The organism is Enterobacter sp. HG048 (assembly GCF_024702055.1).
GTDB lineage: Bacteria > Pseudomonadota > Gammaproteobacteria > Enterobacterales > Enterobacteriaceae > Enterobacter > Enterobacter dykesii.
On the sequence record NZ_JANLIZ010000003.1, the window covers coordinates 1 to 17,917 of the forward strand.

Genomic DNA, 17,917 nt, shown 5'->3' on the forward strand with positions numbered 1-17,917 from the left:
GAATACCACCGCCACTTTATCCTGACTTAACAGCTGGCGCGCCTTCTCGGCAAACAGCGGCCAGTTTGAGGCGGGATCCACCACCACCGGCTCCAGTTTTTTACCCAGCACGCCGCCTTTCGCGTTGATCTCGTCGATGGTCATCAGCGCGACGTCTTTCAGCGGCGTTTCGGATATGGCCATGGTGCCGGAAAGAGAATGCATGATCCCCACTTTGATGGTATCGGCCGCCTGCACGCCAAAACTCATTCCCATCGCCACGACTGACGCGGATAACGCAAAGGCTTTTAATAAGGTACGACGCTGCATATTTTCACTCCTGAAAAAGAACGCTGTCAAAACGTCCGTTACGGCGTGGACGCGGAAAAAAATGTGTCAGCGAAGCAGGAGCAAAAAGGATGCCAGAATGGAGGAAGCGCTATTTCAGGTGGGGGAACGCGGGATGTAAAGAGAACGACTCAGAATGGCACAGCGCTGCACTTTTATAATGCAGCGCTGTGGAAGAGTCTTACCAGACTTCGCTGGCGATCTGCGTGACCAGACGGACTTTATCCCACTGCTGGGATTCACTCAGACTGTTGCCCTCTTCGGTAGAGGCAAAGCCGCACTGCGGGCTGAGGCAAATTTGCTCTTTTGCCACGTATTTTGCCGCCTCTTCCAGACGGGCTTTTATCCCCTCCGGGTTCTCCAGCTCGCCGTTTTTCGTGGTGATCAGACCCAGCACCACCTGCTGTTTGCCCGGGCGAATGAAGCGCAATGGCGCGAAATCCCCGCTGCGGTCGTTGTCGTATTCAAGGAAGAACGCGTCAACGTTGACCGTACCGAACAGCACTTCCGCCACCGGCTCATAGCCACCTTCGGAAATCCAGGTTGAACGGAAGTTACCGCGACAGACGTGCAGCCCGATGGTCAGATCGTCCGGCTTGCCTTCCAGCGCCTTGTTCAGGACGCGGGCATAGATGCGTGCCAGCTCATCGGCATCATCGCCCCGCTCGCGGATCTGACGGCGCTGATCGTCCGAACAAAGATAGGCCCAGACGGTGTCGTCCAGCTGCAGGTAGCGGCAGCCCGCGTCGTAAAATGCGCGGATGGCGTCGCGCCAGGTGGTCGCCAGATCGTCGAAATAGTCATTCAGATCCGGGTACACCGTCGCATCGATGTCTTTGCGCCCGCCGCGGAAATGAAGCACGCTCGGGCTGGGTATGGTCATCTTCGGCTGAGCATTGCCGCTGATGCTTTTCAGATAGCGGAAATCTTCCAGCATCGGATGGTCGCCAAAGCCCAGCTTTCCGGTGACGCGCACGCCGTGGGCTTTGGTTTGTACCCCGTTGAACTGGATACCCTGCTGTGAATCGTAACGCTCAACCCCCTGCAGACCGTCGAAGAAGTCGAAGTGCCACCAGGCACGGCGAAATTCACCGTCGGTGACCACATGCAGGCCGCACGCACACTGCTGCTCAACGACGTGGCGAATGGCATCGTCTTCCACCGCGCGAAGCTGTCCGGCGTCAATCTCGCCGCTGGCGAACTTCAGGCGAGCCTGCTTGATGGCATCCGGGCGTAAAAAACTGCCGACTACGTCGGCGCGGTACGGGGCGTGCTGTCGTTGCATGGAAATCTCCTCAGTCTGCCGACGATAATTGCCAGCAGTGATAGTTCATCATTTGAAGTTTTAGACTTCTGGATGTCTAAATGTCCAAAAAAGATGTCATACCTGTCCTGTTCCGGCAAACGAGAAAATTTCACGGGTGTTGAAAAAAATTCATCTTCACAGCGCGACGCCGGTTTCGCTGCTGGCAAAGGCGAACTTTTCATCTTCCCATCCGGCGATCCCCCCGAGCATAATTTTGACCGGCAGCCCGAGGCGCGCCAGCTTCAGCGCGGCTCTGTCCGCGCCGTTACAGTGCGGACCTGCGCAGTAAACGACGAACAGCGTGCCTTCAGGCCATTCGGCCATGCGCCCGGCAGTCATCTGACTCCGCGGCAGGTGCAATGCGCCCGGCACGTGACGGCGGGCAAACTGCTCCGGACTCCCCACCACGTGCAGCAAAACAAAATCCTGCTCATTATTGGCGATGGCGTGATGCACATCCGCACAGTCGGTTTCAACGCTCAGGCGGCGCAGAAAATGGGTAACGGCTTCCTGCGGCTCGGCAGCCGGAAATTCAGTAACATAGCTCATGATCCTTCCTCATCTTTGGCGTTTGTGTTAACACTACTCTATCCACAAATTCAGCCCGTGAATGCGTTCGCTTATGCCAGAAAACAGCAAAAAGATGACAAACTTAAGACAAATTGCCCGCCCGCAGGTGGTCGTGCTGGCGTATGACGGTCTGTGTACCTTTGAGTTTGGCGTAGCGGTGGAGATCTTCGGCCTGCCGCGTCCCGAGCTGGGCGACGAATGGTATCGTTTTGCGGTGGCGAGCGTGGACAGCGGTGAACTTCGGGCAACTGGCGGGATCCGCATCGTTACCGATGGTGATTTAAGCCTGCTTGCGTCTGCGGATCTGATTGTGGTTCCCGGCTGGCGTGGGCTGGACTCGCCGGTTCCGGACGCGCTCAGCGAGGCATTACGTCAGGCCAGCGAACGAGGATGCCGGCTGCTGTCCATCTGCTCGGGGGTGTTTGTGCTGGCCGCAACGGGGCTGCTGAACGGCCGCAAAGCCACGACGCACTGGCGCTACATTGACGCGCTTAAAGCCCGTTACCCTGACATCGACGTGGTTGAAGATGTGCTCTACCAGGACGAAGGCGATATTCTGACGTCCGCTGGCAGCGCGGCGGGAATCGATCTCTGTCTGCACGTTGTGCGGCGGGATTATGGCATGGAAACCGCCAACAGCGTGGCGCGTCGGCTGGTCATTCCTCCACACCGGGATGGTTCACAGCCGCAGCAGCTTAGCCGCCCTGTGGCGCAGCTGCGGGAGAGCCAGCGTCTCGGACAGCTATTTGATTTTCTGCACACGCATCTTATCGAGTCGCACAGCGTCGACTCCCTGGCGCGTCGGGTCGGAATGAGCCAGCGCACCTTCCTTCGTCGCTTCGAGGCGGCAACGGGAACGACGCCCGCACGCTGGTTAATCAATGAGCGCCTGCTGAGAGCAAAAGATTATCTGGAAAGCAGCCGGTTAAGCGTCGACAGCATCGCTGAGCAGACCGGGTTTGGGCAGGCATCAACGTTGCGTCATCATTTTCGCCAGCAGTTCGCGCTTTCCCCGGCTCAGTATCGCAAACAGTTTTCACGTTCTGACACTGCCCGCTAGCGGCATAAGTGCAAAAAAAACCGCCATTAACTGGCGGTAAATGCTTGCATGGATAGATTTGTGTTTTGGTCTCTACGTCCCGACACTCCATGGCCGGGCTGCGGATCTCCTACAACCTAACACCCGTTGTCTTAACGAAGGTTAAACAGTCTTATTAACCTGCATGGGTATTGATCTGCAAATAACGCATAAGCCCCTGCTCAGCGCTCTGTTTTGCGTCGTCATTAAGGGCTTCAAGATAAAAGGAGCGAGCGACACCATAAGGTGCTTTTTCAGAGGGATACACCGCGAACTGGAATGTTTTTCCTCTTGCCTGATGAGTACAATCTAATTCCCAGCGCCGATCGTTTATTTTTTTGCTGGAGCAGGCAACGCCACCATAATCGCTGGTTAAATAGGAACCCACGCGAATTTCTGCAGACTGAATATATTCTGGTTCTTCATTACCTGCATAACGAATCCCAACAACAGCCCCAACAGCCACCGCCAGAAGCGCAAGCGCTATTATTTTTTTCATTTATGAATGACCTGTTCCTTAGCCCGAGATAACTATTATATAAGATTTATCCTTAATGCAAATATCCAATTGTGGTCCAGAAATGGAGCTTTACAAAGTTTCAGATGACTTTTAGGAAATGTCTTAACCGTAATTCCGAATCCACAATATTTGACATTTTCTTTTCGCTAATTTTAATTTTTGAATAATAACCCTTAAAAATAATCGACATGATTATCCCGCATTGTTTTTGAGCGGTGAATCCATGATTAAAAAAGGGTTATCTTTCCTCATGCTTATCTGTGCGCTGTTTTCCGGCCAGCTTATGGCCGGACACAAAGGACACGAATATTTATGGGTCAAGAATGTGGCGCATCAGCTTCGTCATGAAGCCGACAGCGATGAGTTGCGAAGCGCTGCGGAAGAGTCGGCGGAGGGTTTGCGCGAACACCACCTGTGGCAGAAATCGCGCAAACCGGACACGCACGTTCGGTAATTAGCTGCCCTTGCGTTTTGGCAGGGTTTTCATCAGATCGTCCGGACTGACGGACGCCACAATACTGCCGGGCTGCGGCATTTTGAAGATGTGGTTTTTCATCTTACCAATCACATGCATTTCGCAGGGACGACAGTCGAATTTAAGAGTTAGCACTTCGTCACCGTTTACCAGCTGCATGGGGGTGGCCTTCCAGCTCTTAATGTTCCCTTTCGCCTGCTTAGGACACAGGTTAAAGGCAAAGCGCAGGCAGTGCTTGGTGATCATCACCGGCACATCGCCCTTCTCTTCATGCGCTTCATAGGCTGCGTCGATCAGCTGTACGCCGTGGCGATGATAGAATTCACGCGCTTTATGGTTGTAGACGTTAGCGAGGAAGGATAAATGGGTGTCCGGGTAGACTGGCGCAGGGACGGTTTCCGCTTTACGGCTTCCGCGTGGATACTGAGCCAGACGCGCGGCATCCAGCATCTCTGCCGTTTCACGACGGAACTGGTTAAGCAGGCTGTTCGGCACGAACAGAGCATCCGGCAGACTGACCTCAACGTTGCGGGCGTAGTAAATCGTCTGGCCAAGCTTCGCCACCCCATCCTTCAGGCTGTTGAGCGCTTTTTCCGCGTTGTTTGCCACCTCGAACAGGCCATCGAGCGTATGCGTTACGCTGATGCCGTCTTCACAGGTCATGGTCAGAATCAGCTGCTCTTCCCAACCGCCCAGCTCAATGTCCACAGCGATACGACGTTCGCTGGAGGTTTTCAGCAGCGCCTGCTGCCAGTTATGATCGAGGTTACGGTTAAGCGCCGCGTTCGGCCGCGCCTTGTAGAGATCGGCGGGCATTTCATTCGGCCAGACGCGGTAGCGGTTCTCGCCGGTTTTCTCGACCGTGTTGGCGCGGAAGCCTACGACCTCACGCTTAATCATCACGTTAAGGCCATCGCCGTTCGCCAGCGGTTCCGTCACCTGGACATCAAGGTGATCTTTCGCCACTTTCAGCACTTCACCCACCGGTAAACCGATAAACTTCGGTGAGTCAAACGCGCCGATATCCCCTTTACGGGCATTAACGAAATAGTCCGTGCTGCCGCGGTGGAACGTTTTGTCCGTCGACGGAACGAAGAAATGCTCGGTGCGACCGGCGGACGCGCGCGCCAGATCGCCGCGATCCTCAATAATGGCGTCGAGCATCTGGCGATAGTGCGCGGTGATGTTCTTCACGTAGCTCATATCTTTGTAGCGCCCTTCAATCTTGAAGGAACGCACGCCCGCGTCGATCAGCGCGCCCAGGTTGGCCGTCTGATCGTTATCCTTCATGGAGAGCAGGTGTTTTTCGAACGCCACGACGCGGCCCTGATCGTCTTTCAAGGTATACGGCAGACGGCAGGCCTGAGAGCAGTCGCCGCGGTTGGCGCTGCGGCCCGTCTGCGCGTGGGAAATATTGCACTGACCGGAATAGGCGACGCACAGCGCGCCGTGGATAAAGAATTCAATCGTCGCGTCTGTCGCCTGGTGAATATCGCGGATCTGATTCAGGTTCAGCTCACGCGCCAGAACGATCTGCGAAAAGCCGACGTCAGAGAGAAACTTCGCCTTCTCTACCGTGCGGATATCGCACTGGGTACTGGCATGCAGTTCAATGGGGGGAATATCCAGTTCCAGCACGCCCATATCCTGAACAATCAGGGCATCCACCCCGGCCTGGTAGAGATCGGTAATCAGACGTTGCGCAGGCTCCAGCTCATCATCATGAAGAATGGTGTTCAGGGTCACGAACACTTTCGCCCCGAAACGGTGGGCGAACGGCACCAGTTCAGCAATATCGCTCAGGCTGTTGCTGGCGTTATGGCGGGCACCGAAGCCTGGGCCACCAATGTAGACGGCATCTGCGCCATGAAGGATCGCTTCACGGGCAATGGCGGCGTCGCGGGCCGGGCTTAAAAGTTCAAGATGATGGGATTGCAGGCGCATACTTCGTCGTTATCCGTTATGGTCAAAATGGCGGCTATTGTAGTCAGAAGTATGCGTCAGCGAAACAGTTTTGCGTAGCGTCAGCGGGGATAATGAATCAGGGAGTGAAAATGCACCGTTCGGTCGCTGCTGTTGCGGTAGGCGTGCGGTTTATCGCCGGCGAAACGGACGCCCGAATCGGCAGATATCGTCTGCCATTTGCCCTCGAGCTTCATCTCCAGCTCGCCGCTGACCACCACCACATGTTCAATCACCCCCGCCTCATGCGGCGTGGATTCACTCAGCGCGCCGGGTGCCAGCGTAATCGAGAAATAATCAAACCCGAGCGTCTCGTCCCACGGAAAAAGCGGTTTGACCACCATCGCCTGCTGCTGCGGGTCAAACACCGCCTGCCGATCCGCCTCCGGCGTGATGAACGCGGAAAACGGCACGTTCAGCCCGGTGGCTATTTTCCACAGCGTCGACACCGTCGGGCTGGATTCATTGCGCTCGATTTGCCCCAGCATCGCTTTTGACACGCCGGTCTCGTCCGCGAGCTTCGACAAACTCCAGCCGCGCGTCTGGCGCAGCGTTTTCAGCGTTGTTGCAAGGTGTAGTGTGATGTCCATGGTCCCTCCTGATGGCGATCAGCATACCACTTGTACGCTATAGCGCACAGTGTTACCTTATATCGGACGTTATAACGCACAACGGAGTTTTCATGCGCCCTTCCTCTCACCTTGTTCCAGTCGCACTGGCTGGATTTGTCGCCGTGCTGGTCGGTTACGCCAGCTCGGCCGCCATCATCTGGCAGGCCGCCGCGGCGGCTGGTGCCAGCGCGCAGCAGATCGCAGGCTGGATGACCGCGCTGGGGATTGGGATGGGCGTCAGCACGCTGGCGCTTTCCTGGTGGTACAAAGCGCCGGTGCTGACCGCATGGTCTACGCCCGGCGCGGCGCTGCTCGCCACCAGCCTGCACGGCGTGACGCTGCCGGAAACGATCGGCGTGTTCATCTTTGCTAACGGGCTCATTTTACTTTGCGGCATCACCGGGCTCTTCGCCCGTCTGATGAGGCTGATCCCCCATTCGCTTGCTGCCGCCATGCTGGCAGGCGTGTTGCTGCAGTTTGGCCTGCACGCGTTTGCGCACCTGGAGGGTCACTTTCTGCTGTGCGGCAGCATGATTGTAGCGTGGCTGATGGCAAAAGCGCTGGCGCCGCGCTATGCCATCGTGGTCACGCTGCTGGTCGGCGGTCTCGTGGCATGGGCGGTCGGTGACGTTGTCACGGATAAGCTCACGCTCTCCCTTGCGATGCCTGAGTTTATTGCGCCCACGTTCACCTTCACCAGCCTGGTGAGTATTGGCGTGCCCTTCTTCCTGGTGACCATGGCCTCGCAGAACGCGCCGGGGTTCGCCACGATGAAAGCCTCCGGTTACCCGCTGGCGGTCTCGCCGCTTATCGTCGTGACGGGCGGACTGGCTCTGCTGTTTTCTCCGTTTGGCGTCTTTTCAATATGCATCGCGGCCATTACCGCCGCCATTTGCCAAAGCCCGGATGCACACCCGGACGCCGATAAACGCTGGCTGGCGGCCATCGCAGCGGGAGGTTTTTATCTGCTGGCGGGGATTTTCGGCGGCTCGATTACCGGGCTGATGGCCGCTCTGCCGCTCAGCTGGATCCAGACGCTCGCCGGTCTGGCGCTGCTGGGAACCATTAGCGGGAGTTTATATCAGGCGCTGAATCACGAGGCGGAGCGCGACGCGGCCATCGTCACGTTCCTGATGACCGCGAGCGGCGTCACGATCCTCGGCATCGGTTCGGCATTCTGGGGGCTGGTGCTGGGCGGCGTTTGCTATGCCCTGTTTTCACGCGCGCGCCGCGCGTAGCTGCGAAGGCGTCATGCCCGTCGCGCTGCGAAAGCGGTTGCTGAAGTGGCTGGCGGAGTTAAACCCACAGGCAAGGGCGATGTCCGTTAGCGGCGTCGCCGTGTTCTGCACCAGCGCCTTCGCTTTTTCCATTCTTCTCTGCATCACGTACTGATGCGGCGCCAGCCCCGTCGACTGGCGGAACATGCGGGCAAAATGGTATTCGCTGAGGGCGGCCTGCGCCGCCAGTTCAGCCAGCGTCAGGGGTTGCCCGAGGTTCTCTTCGATGAAGGCCAGCACGTTGCGCAGCACGAATGGCGATAGCCCGCCGGTGACGACCGGCAGCTTCCACTGAACGTTAGAGTAGTTTTGCAGCAGATGGGTCAGGAGCAGCGTAGAGGCCGTACTCAAAGTGAGCTGGTTGGCGTGCTGCTGCCAGTCGCAGCCGAGCAAAAACTGGCGATACAGCGCGGTGATCTTCGGATCGCTACCAAAAATGCGCTCGTCCAGCGTCAGCGAAAGCGGGCGCTTATCCCAGATCTTCTCCCCCACGTCGCGCAGGTGTTCATCGGTGCAGTAGAGATGCACAAACGACAGGTCATCGCGGATATCCCACGTCGATTCGCTCTCTTTTGGCATCAAGCAGAAACGGTCCGGCCCCCCGCCGTTCTTCCAGCCGCCCGGCGTTTTTTGGTAGCTTTCGTAGCCGTCCGCCACGTACAGGCTCAGGGTATGGTGGTTACTTTTTACCGTTATTGTATCGTGCTTGTTGTACCACGCTGCCAGCTGAATGCCCGAGTTCAGCGAGACGGTTTCCCGCAGGACCGCATTCTGTTGGCAAAGCGTTTCAAAGGTATCGTAAGCGTGAGACATGACCGTAAGCGCGTGATTGACTGGAATATCAGTCTAAGAAGAGTTGTCTCCCGTTGCCAGCCCCCGGGGAAGAAAAAAGCGCAAGAATTTGCAAGTCTACCGCAAGCCGGTGAAAGCCCCTGACCGATCTCAGCGGCATACTGCGGGCTTCCGTGGTTTGAGAAGAGAAAAATATGAACGCATTATTATACGGACTGGTGGTGGTCATCTGGGGAACCACCTGGATTGCGATTTTCCTGCAGCAGGGCCCCGTGGCGGCGCCCGTCTCGATTTTCTGGCGTTTCGCCGTCGCCAGCCTCACGATGATGGTGGTGTTACTCGCCCTGCGCCGCCTGCGCAAGCTGGCGCTGCGGGATCACCTCTTTTGTATGCTCCAGGGATGCTGCGTTTTCTGCTTTAACTTCTGGTGTTTTTATACGGCAGCGGCACATATCAATACCGGGCTGGAGTCGGTGATCTTCTCCATGGCCGTGCTCTATAACGCTATTAACAGCTTTATTTTCTTCGGGCAGCGCCCGCCCGCGCGTTTCTGGACGGCGGCGGCACTGGGCCTGACTGGGATCGTCACCCTCTTCTGGGACGATCTGCTGGCCAGCGGCTGGAGCGCGTCGCTCCTGACCGGGATTGGTCTTTCCGCGCTCGGCACCTACGGCTTCTCGCTGGGCAATATGATCAGCATGCGTCACCAGCGCAGAGGCTTGGAAACCATGACCACCAACGCCTGGGCGATGCTCTACGGCACGCTGGTAATGGGTTGCATTGCCCTGCTCAGAGGCGACAGCTTCGCGCCAGAGTGGACCATCAGCTACATTGGCGCGCTGCTCTATCTGGCGCTGTTTGGTTCGGTGATTGCCTTTGGCGCCTACTTCACGCTGGTGGGACGTATCGGTCCCGGCAAAGCGGCCTACAGTACGCTGCTCTTCCCGCTGGTGGCGCTGTCCATCTCCACAGTGTACGAAGGCTACGTCTGGCATATCAACGGAATCGTGGGGTTATTGCTGATTCTGGGGGGAAATATGGTGATGTTTACCAAACCAGAAACCTGGTTCAGACGCTTACGAACGGCGTAAATAAAAAGGCCTGCATTAAGCAGGCCGTTTTATTTTATTTCGCGGTATTTTTCACATCAAACATGGTGGCGTCCGTCGCCATGTCATCAACTACCTGTTTCAGCGTCGCAAAGCCCATCGGCGTATTTTCGTTTGCCAGCTCTTTACCTTCGCCTTTACGAACCACCTTCATTACGGACTTATTGGTTGCCGCATCAATCAGCTCACCTTCAAAGTAAAGATGGGTATCCATGGTGCGATGTCCGGTTGCCATCTGCGTACCTGCTACCACCAGCGCGACCGGCACCACTTCATAGAACTGCAGACCTTCTTTCTGCGAACTCACCCCGGTAATTGCACCGCGGAAAATCAGGCTGTGTTTACCCGGCGTGGTCACGACTGGCTTACGGGTACCAATAGCGGTTTTCATTTTGTTATTTGTATAATTCAACAGCTCATCAAGCGTTTTCTGACCAATTTGAGTGGTCGGTTTAGGCGCAGGATAATAAGTAATCGGCGTCCAGAGAATACTGTCGTAATTAGCTTCGTTATAAGAAGGATCAACCCAACGCAGCGTTGGTTTCCCCGTCGCAGACGTCGTCTGCTGCAAGCCGGAATAGTCTTTTAAAAAGCCAGAATATTGTTCGGGAGCCGCGACTTTTGAAGAACAGCCCGCTAACGCCAACAGACCAGTAAGCACTGCAACTTTAAAAAAAGTTTGAGTACGCATGATAGTTTTCCATGTTATCTGCAAGTATGCATTTGAAGTTATAGCAAAAGACCGACGGGTTTGTTGTGACAAAAAATGATGCGGAGAGCACAAATTGCAAAAAGACTGCCCGGAGGCGTGCCGGGCAGTGAAAAATTACTGATTTATATCCAGTTGCCAGAACAGATGTTTGCCAAATGGGTCGATTTCATAGCCCGTCACCTCCTTGCGCACCGGCTCGAAAATGGTTGAATGCGCAATCATCACCGCCGGCATCTGGTCATGCATCATTTGCTGAGCCTCTTTATACAGCGCCACGCGTTTATCGCGATCGGTCGTTGATTTTGCTTCCGCGATAATATTATCGAAGGGCTTATAGCACCATTTCGCCGAATTTGAGCCACCGTTTGCCGAGGTGCAGGTAAATAGCGGACCAAAGAAGTTGTCGGGATCGCCCGTTGCGGTCGTCCAGCCCATCAGCGCGGCCTGATGTTCCCCGCCCTTCACGCGCTTAAGGTATTCGCCCCACTCGTAGGTCACGATTTTGGTCTGTACGCCGATTTTCGCCCAGTCGGCCTGAATCATCTCCGCCATGCGTTTCGCATTCGGATTGTACGGACGCTGCACCGGCATCGCCCACAGGTCGACGCTCACGCCGCTGGCAAAACCAGCCTCTTTCAGCAGCGCTTTCGCCTTTTCAGGATCGTAATCGTAATCCTTAAGCTCGCTGTCTGCGCCCCAGACGCCCGGCGGCAGCAGGTTCTTCGCCGCAGTGCCGGTGCCGTGGAAAACCGCATCAATAATGGCAGGTTTATTGATGGCAATCGCCAGCGCCTGACGGACTTTCACGTTATCCAGCGGTGGCTTTTGGGTATTGAACGCCAGAAAGCCGGTATTCAGTCCGGCTTTGCTCATCAGATTGATGTCTTTGTTCGCCTTCATGCGCGGCAGGTCCGCCGGGTTCGGGAACGGCATCACCTGACACTCGTTCTTTTCAATTTTGGCAAAACGCACGGAGGCATCCGGCGTGATGCTAAACACCAGCCGGTCCAGCTTCGATTTCCCCTGCCAGTAGTCGGCAAACGCCGTAAACAGGATCCGCGAATCCTTCTGATACTGGGCCAGCTTAAACGGGCCGGTGCCTATAGGCTCCATATCCACCTTCTCCGGCGTACCCGCTTTGAGCATCGCGTCGGCATATTCCGCGGATAGGATCGAGGCAAAATACCATGCCAGATCGGCGACAAACGGCGCTTCCGGGTGCGCCAGGGTAAAGCGCACGGTGTGGTCATCAACTTTATCAATGCCGGTTATCAGGCTGCCAAACTCCAGACTTTCGAAGTTCGAGTAGCTGCCGTTAGAGACGTTGTGATACGGATGATTCACGTCTTTCTGACGCATAAACGAGAAAATCACGTCGTCGGCGTTAAAGTCGCGGGTCGGCGTGAAGGATTTATTGCTCTGGAATTTGACGCCCTTACGCAGATGGAAGGTATAAACCTTGCCGTCGTCGCTCACCTCCCAGCGCTCCGCCAGGCTCGGCACCAGCTCCGTGGTGCCGGGTTTGAAATCAACCAGCCGGTTATAGACCGGCACGGCGCTGGCGTCCACGCTGGTTCCCGAGGTGTATAGCTGAGGATTAAAGTTTTCCGGCGATCCTTCGGAGCAATACACCAGCGTTTTCGCGGCAACGGTGGAACTGACCGTGAGCGCAGCAAGCGCCAGCGTTAAAGTTGTGAGTTTGCTTTTCATCATTTATTCCTGTCTTTTTAATTCGACGGCTAATTAATTCTTTTGCCATTTCATAAATAACATTAAAGTGATGTGGCAAACACCTGAAAAATAAATAAGGAATAAATCACTATGGGCTCGCCGCTTTCCAGACAATTAACGCACCGTTTTTTCCGCTATCTCGCGATCACCAGCCAGAGCGATCCCAAAGTCAAAACCCTGCCCTCAACGCCGGGCCAGCACGACATGGCGCGGGAGCTGGCGCAGGAGCTGTCACAGCTGGGTTTAGACGACATTGTTATTGATGAATTCGCCACGGTAACGGCGGTTAAAAAAGGCAACGTGCCCGGTGCGCCGCGCATCGGCTTTATTACCCATATTGATACCGTGGACGTGGGATTATCACCGGATATTCATCCACAAATATTAACCTTTACCGGTGAAGATCTCTGTCTGAATAAAGAGAAAGACATCTGGCTGCGGGTTAACGAGCATCCTGAAATTCTGGCGTATCCGAATGAGGAGATTATTTTCAGCGACGGAACCAGCGTATTGGGCGCGGATAATAAATCGGCGGTCACGGTGGTCGTGACGGTGCTGGAAAACCTGACCGCGGAACATCAGCACGGGGATATCGTCGTGGCGTTTGTGCCTGACGAAGAGATCGGCCTGAACGGTGCAAAAGCGCTGGACCTTAAGCGCTTTGACGTCGACTTCGCCTGGACTATCGACTGCTGCGAGCTGGGGGAAATTGTCTACGAGAATTTTAATGCGGCAGCCGCTGAAATCCGCTTTACCGGCGTAACGGCGCACCCGATGTCCGCCAAAGGCGTGCTGGTGAATCCCCTGCTGATGGCGACTGACTACATCAGCCATTTTGACCGCCAGCAAACGCCGGAGTGCACCGAGGGGCGTGAGGGCTATGTCTGGTTTAACGGCATTCAGGCCGGACAGAACGAGGCCGTTCTTAAGGCCAATATCCGCGACTTTGACAAGGACAGCTTTGCCGCCCGCAAGCAGCAGATTGCCAACGTTGCCGCGCGGATTGCCGCCCAGTATCCAACGGCCAGGGTGGACTATCGCATTGAAGATACCTACAGCAATATCAGCAATGCGATTGGTGAGGACAGACGCGCCATCGATCTGATGTTCGAGGCGATGGAATCGCTCGGCATCACGCCAAAACCGACGCCCATGCGCGGCGGTACCGACGGCGCGGCGCTCTCGGCAAAAGGGCTGCTCACGCCGAACTTCTTCACCGGCGCGCATAACTTCCACTCGAAGTTTGAATTCCTGCCGCTGTCGTCGTTCGAGGCGTCTTATAAGACTGCCCTGCAGATCTGCCTGCTGGCCGCCCGCTAAGCGGGCTTGCGCGCCAGCATCGTGGCAAAGCGCAGCTTGATGCGGTTACCGTTTTCATCGGTGCGGTGGAGTTCGCCAACGTCTTCGTTGTATTTGAGCAACTCCCAGCCTTCGTAGTAGTTGCTCAGCTCGCCGCTCCTGAACGCAAACGGGAAGCCGACGGTGCACGGGTAATCCGCCGTGTCCATCGCGGCAACAATCAGGTTGTAGCCGCCGGGCTTGGTGCAGCGCTGCATGTTGGCGATAAGTCCCGGGATGGTTTTTGACTCCAGGAACATCAGCACCACGGTGGAGAGAATGAAATCGTACTCGCCGTCAAAACTCAGGTTGTTGAGATCTTTGATCGCCGTATGGAGGTTATCGATCCCTTCTTCCGCCTTGATGCGCTCGATATTCTCGATGCTCATCGGGTTCTTATCCCACGCGGTCACCTCGTAACCGTTGGCCGCCAGATAAAGGCTGTTGCGGCCATTGCCGCAGCCCAGGTCCAGCGTTTTGCCCGGTTTAATCTGTGCCGCACTGAACAGCACCTCTGAATGGGTGCGGGTTAAGCCATATTTCTCTGTGAAGTAATTCTCGTCGACGGTCATTATTTTTTTCCTGAGCCTGCATAATCTGAAAGTGCATTCTGAATGCCATTTTAAGGCGTTTACCGTCTGGTTGCCAACCGTTCGAAAACCGAAAAATTTGCTACGTTTAGTTAAGACGCTTATCAGAGACCTAAAGATGAATAAATATCGCCTTAGCGACGAAACCCGCCTCTGGCAGTGGAAAAACGGCGAAACTACCCACTCCGTCACGCTGCGGCAGATTATCGCGACGGCGGATTTTAACGACGTGACGGTCGGGACGAGAGGCGGATGGATTGATGATGAGCGCGCCCTCGCGCAGGACGGCGTCTGTTGGATCTACGACGAAAACAGCGTGGTGTTCGCCGGTGCAACCGTGTCCGGCAACGCGCGGCTTACCCTGCCTTGCATCATTAGCCACGACGCGCATATCAGCGGCAGCTGCTGGCTGGACGGCGCGGAGGTAAGCCACGGAGCACGCATAAGTGACAATGTCACCGTTCAGCACTCCTGCGTGCGGGGCGAATGCCATCTCTACGGCGATGCCCGCATCCTGCACAATAGCGTTATCATTGCCGCCAAAGGGCTGACGCCGGACCATGACCAGATCCTGCAAATCTACGATAAGGCGACGGTGAGCCAGTCGCGCATTGTGCATCAGGCGCAAATCTACGGCGAGGCGATGGTTAATTTTGCCTTTGTTGAGCACCGCGCCGAAATATTCGACAACGCGATCCTCGAAGGTAACGACTTAAATAACGTCTGGGTGTGCGACTGCGCAAAGGTCTATGGCAACGCCCGCGTGATTGCCGGTTATGACGACGATGCCATCCCGACGGTGCGCTACAGCTCTCAGATTGCGGAGAATGCCGTGGTGGAAGGAAACTGCGTCATCAAACATCACGTCCTGATTGGCGGTCAGGCATGGCTGCGCGGCGGGCCGATCATGCTGGACGATAAGGTCGTGATTCAGGGACGCGCGAGGATCAGCGGAGATGTGCTGATCGAACATCGGGTTGAAATCACAGATGATGCGGTCATTGAAGCGTTTGCCGGGGAGAGCATTCACCTGCGCGGCGAAAAGGTGATCAACGGCGACCAGCGCATCACCCGCACCCCGCTGCTGGGAGCGTTATAGGGCGTAGATCTTCCCGTAGATATTCACATCGTCAAAGCGGCCATTCAGGTATTCCGCTTCCCGCAGGCATCCTTCCAGCGTAAAACCGTTACGCACGGCAACGCTGTTGCTGTGCTGATTCGCCACCCGACACTTGATCACAAAACGGCGGATCTCCCCGCGTTCGACGTAGTAGCGCATAAACGCCTGCAGTGACCGGGAGAGAATGCCCTGCCCCTGGTGGGATTCATCCAGCCAGTAGCCGATGTACCCGGCTTTGTTAGCAGGCTCAATCGTATTGAAAGACAGCACGCCAACCAGTTCATCATTCTTGAAGATCAAAAACATTTTGGCGTAGCCGCGCTGATGCAGCATCTGATTGCTCTGCACGTTGCGGCGGGTATCCTCCTCGCTGCCGACGTGCTGCGCCCAGTCAAAGGCGGTTTGCAAAAAGGTTTTATTTTTGACGACCAGATTATGCAGATCGGCGGCGTAGCGCTCTTCGACGGCGCGAAGCTCGAGAGCGTCAGATACCGGGATAATTTCGGATTTTGCTTCGGTCATTGCCCCTCACCCTAACCCTCTCCCGAAGGGAGAGGGAATCGATCGTTAACGCATTATCCGCTCGTCAACGTAGATACGTTTATCCGGCGCCGGTGGGAAATACTGGTACAGCCAGGTTTCACTGATGGCATCGCCCTGACAGCGCAGGAACAGGCGCATATCCACCGGCTCCGTTGAATCCGATGTCGGATACCAGTCAAACAGGATGCGATAGCCGTCAAACGGCTCAACGTAGAGGATCTCAACCTGCTTCGCTTCACCGCTGGAGAGCGTAATCACCGGCTCGATGCCTTTTGGCGCAGCGGCCTTCAGGTCGCCGCCGACGAAGTCGATAGCAAAGCGACGGGCCCACACTTTCGGGTAATTTTCGCCCGGTGCCCAGCCTTCCGGGAAGCCGCCCATGCCGGTACGGGTGGCGAAGACGTTGGCCAGCGGAGAACGCACCGGCGGCATGGCGCTCCAGTAGAGGCGATATTTGAAGTCCAGCTCGTCGCCCGCTTTCACCGCTTTTTCCGGCTGCCAGAAGCAGACCACGTTATCCAGCGTTTCGCCGGTGGTCGGGATCTCCATCAGGCCAACCGCGCCTTTCCCCCAGTTGTTACGCGGTTCCACCCACAGGCTCGGGCGTTTGTTATACCAGCCCATCACGTCCTGATAGTGCGAGAAATCGCGGTCGAGCTGCAGCAGGCCGAAACCTTTCGGGTTTTTGTCCATATAGGCGTTGAACTGCAGCTTCTGCGGGTTGTTCAGCGGACGACAGATCCACTCCCCGTTGCCGCGCCACATTGCCAGGCGGTCGGAGTCATGAATTTGCGGGTGAATGGTGTCACACATGCGGCGTTCGTTATTACCGCAGCTGAACATGCTGGTCATCGGCGCGATGCCGAGCTGCTTGATGTCCTTTCGCGCGTAGAGATGGTTTTCCACCTCCATAATCACCTGGCTCTTCTCGCAGTGGATCACGAATTTATAGGCACCCGTGATGCTCGGGCTGTCCAGCAGGGTATAGACGGTAAAAGTCGTGTCGCCGGGCTTGACGGTTTCAAACCAGAATGACGTGAAATCGGGAAACTCTTCCGGCGTATCGGTAAAGGTATCTACCGCCAGACCGCGGGCAGACAGGCCGTACTGGTAGGTGTCATCCACCGCGCGGAAATAGCTCGCGCCCAGGAAAGAGACGATATCGCGACGCGCCAGTTCAGGGGCCTTAAAGGCGCGGAATCCCGCAAACCCGAGATCGCTTTGCCCTTCCAGCTGTTTGGTATCCACACCCGTTTCACCGTAGCTGAACAGCTCCGGACGGAAGTGGATCTCGCGCGCCATAGAGGTCGACTGGTCCAGCGAGAACATCCGCACGCGGCGGCGGAACCCCATCCCCATATGGAAGAACTGCACGTCCAGCTGACGCCCTTCAATGTTGTTCCACAGTGACTGTTTTTCATCGTAGCGGATGGCGTTATACGCCTGCGGCGTCATGGTTGCCAGCGTGTCCGGCAGCGGACGCGGCGCGCCACCCCACGGGGTTTTCGCCAGGTCATGCGCCATGGATTGCAGTACGGAGAAGTCGAAACGACGGCTCTGGCCGTCAGCAATGTCAGAGTCGGCAGCGTATGCCGCTTTGGAAAACAGGGAAGCAAGGCCAGATGTGCCGCTCAGGGCTGCCACTGCCAGCGAGCCTTTTAGAAAACGTCTGCGATTCATGCCTGGAAAAACGTCCTTATGGTCGTGTGAATGTGTTTCGCGCTCGGCGAAATGACGGCAAGAAAGAACGCACAGCCTAAACAAAAATGGTTAAGAATCCAATTGTTGGCCGGTGATTATATGAACAAAGTGAGAAATATTTTCTGTCGACCAGAACGGCCCGAAAGTGGTGTAAA

General features: G+C 56.0%; 18 protein-coding genes. 6 read left to right on the forward strand and 12 right to left on the reverse strand.

The window, feature by feature from the left end; genetic code table 11:
- From NUX24_RS05490 to NUX24_RS05500, 3 genes are all read right to left on the reverse strand, one after another.
- The coding region (locus NUX24_RS05490) for an ABC transporter substrate-binding protein (protein ID WP_257830180.1) at positions 1-309 on the reverse strand (309 nt) is incomplete at its 3' end.
- A 199-nt stretch (positions 310-508) separates the two neighbouring features.
- Positions 509-1,612, reverse strand: a complete 1,104-nt coding sequence (locus tag NUX24_RS05495) for a cobalamin-independent methionine synthase II family protein (protein WP_047651278.1) — start codon at positions 1,610-1,612, stop codon at positions 509-511.
- A gap of 156 nt (positions 1,613-1,768) precedes the next feature.
- A complete protein-coding gene (locus NUX24_RS05500) occupies positions 1,769-2,182 on the reverse strand; it encodes a rhodanese-like domain-containing protein (RefSeq protein WP_257830181.1) in 414 nt (137 codons plus the stop codon).
- 73 nt (positions 2,183-2,255) lie between these two features.
- Between NUX24_RS05500 and ftrA the strand changes: the two genes are divergently transcribed.
- Positions 2,256-3,263 carry a transcriptional regulator FtrA gene (ftrA, locus tag NUX24_RS05505; RefSeq protein WP_047651276.1) on the forward strand — a complete coding sequence of 336 codons (1,008 nt, stop codon included), beginning with the start codon at positions 2,256-2,258 and terminating at the stop codon, positions 3,261-3,263.
- 154 nt (positions 3,264-3,417) lie between these two features.
- Here ftrA and NUX24_RS05510 read toward each other — a convergent pair whose 3' ends face one another.
- Positions 3,418-3,780, reverse strand: coding sequence for a hypothetical protein (locus NUX24_RS05510; RefSeq protein WP_047651275.1), 363 nt, complete (start codon positions 3,778-3,780; stop codon positions 3,418-3,420).
- A 244-nt stretch (positions 3,781-4,024) separates the two neighbouring features.
- Between NUX24_RS05510 and NUX24_RS05515 the strand changes: the two genes are divergently transcribed.
- On the forward strand, positions 4,025-4,255 hold the full coding sequence (locus NUX24_RS05515; protein WP_257830182.1) for a YncJ family protein: 231 nt from the start codon (positions 4,025-4,027) through the stop codon (positions 4,253-4,255).
- Here the strand turns inward: NUX24_RS05515 and NUX24_RS05520 are convergent, their stop codons facing one another.
- Both NUX24_RS05520 and NUX24_RS05525 read right to left on the reverse strand, forming a co-directional pair.
- Positions 4,256-6,220 (reverse strand): U32 family peptidase, encoded by a 1,965-nt coding sequence (locus NUX24_RS05520; RefSeq protein WP_257830183.1) that lies wholly within the window; start codon positions 6,218-6,220, stop codon positions 4,256-4,258.
- 80 nt (positions 6,221-6,300) lie between these two features.
- The gene (locus tag NUX24_RS05525) at positions 6,301-6,828 is read right to left on the reverse strand and encodes a helix-turn-helix domain-containing protein (RefSeq protein WP_257830184.1); all 528 of its coding nucleotides are present in this window, start codon (positions 6,826-6,828) and stop codon (positions 6,301-6,303) included.
- Positions 6,829-6,920: 92 nt separating this feature from the next.
- On the opposite strand from NUX24_RS05525, the gene NUX24_RS05530 reads away from it, so the two are divergent.
- Positions 6,921-8,087 (forward strand): benzoate/H(+) symporter BenE family transporter, encoded by a 1,167-nt coding sequence (locus NUX24_RS05530; protein ID WP_257830185.1) that lies wholly within the window; start codon positions 6,921-6,923, stop codon positions 8,085-8,087.
- On the opposite strand, the gene NUX24_RS05535 is transcribed toward NUX24_RS05530, so the two are convergent.
- Positions 8,067-8,939, reverse strand: a complete 873-nt coding sequence (locus tag NUX24_RS05535; protein ID WP_047651270.1) for a helix-turn-helix transcriptional regulator — start codon at positions 8,937-8,939, stop codon at positions 8,067-8,069. The two genes, NUX24_RS05530 and NUX24_RS05535, sit on opposite strands and share 21 nt — an antisense overlap.
- Positions 8,940-9,112: 173 nt before the next feature.
- Between NUX24_RS05535 and NUX24_RS05540 the strand changes: the two genes are divergently transcribed.
- A complete protein-coding gene (locus NUX24_RS05540) occupies positions 9,113-10,009 on the forward strand; it encodes a DMT family transporter (protein WP_047651269.1) in 897 nt (298 codons plus the stop codon).
- 34 nt (positions 10,010-10,043) lie between these two features.
- Here the strand turns inward: NUX24_RS05540 and NUX24_RS05545 are convergent, their stop codons facing one another.
- Together NUX24_RS05545 and NUX24_RS05550 are read right to left on the reverse strand one after the other, a co-directional pair.
- Entirely contained in the window at positions 10,044-10,718 is a 675-nt protein-coding gene (locus NUX24_RS05545; RefSeq protein WP_047651268.1) for a DUF3313 domain-containing protein, read from the reverse strand.
- Positions 10,719-10,853: 135 nt separating this feature from the next.
- Positions 10,854-12,449, reverse strand: coding sequence for an ABC transporter substrate-binding protein (locus NUX24_RS05550; RefSeq protein WP_047651267.1), 1,596 nt, complete (start codon positions 12,447-12,449; stop codon positions 10,854-10,856).
- Positions 12,450-12,560: 111 nt separating this feature from the next.
- Here NUX24_RS05550 and pepT point away from each other — a divergent pair, with 111 nt between their 5' ends.
- Positions 12,561-13,790 carry a peptidase T gene (gene pepT / locus NUX24_RS05555; protein ID WP_257830186.1) on the forward strand — a complete coding sequence of 410 codons (1,230 nt, stop codon included), beginning with the start codon at positions 12,561-12,563 and terminating at the stop codon, positions 13,788-13,790.
- Here pepT and tehB read toward each other — a convergent pair.
- Positions 13,787-14,383 (reverse strand): tellurite resistance methyltransferase TehB, encoded by a 597-nt coding sequence (tehB, locus tag NUX24_RS05560; RefSeq protein ID WP_257830501.1) that lies wholly within the window; start codon positions 14,381-14,383, stop codon positions 13,787-13,789. The genes pepT and tehB overlap by 4 nt on opposite strands.
- 133 nt (positions 14,384-14,516) lie before the next feature.
- Between tehB and ydcK the strand changes: the two genes are divergently transcribed.
- A complete protein-coding gene (gene ydcK / locus NUX24_RS05565) occupies positions 14,517-15,497 on the forward strand; it encodes a YdcK family protein (protein WP_257830187.1) in 981 nt (326 codons plus the stop codon).
- On the opposite strand, the gene rimL is transcribed toward ydcK, so the two are convergent.
- Together rimL and NUX24_RS05575 are read right to left on the reverse strand one after the other, a co-directional pair.
- Entirely contained in the window at positions 15,492-16,040 is a 549-nt protein-coding gene (gene rimL, locus NUX24_RS05570; protein WP_257830188.1) for a 50S ribosomal protein L7/L12-serine acetyltransferase, read from the reverse strand. The two genes, ydcK and rimL, sit on opposite strands and share 6 nt — an antisense overlap.
- A gap of 45 nt (positions 16,041-16,085) precedes the next feature.
- Entirely contained in the window at positions 16,086-17,741 is a 1,656-nt protein-coding gene (locus NUX24_RS05575) for a glucan biosynthesis protein D (protein ID WP_257830189.1), read from the reverse strand.
- Positions 17,742-17,917: the final 176 nt, after the last annotated feature.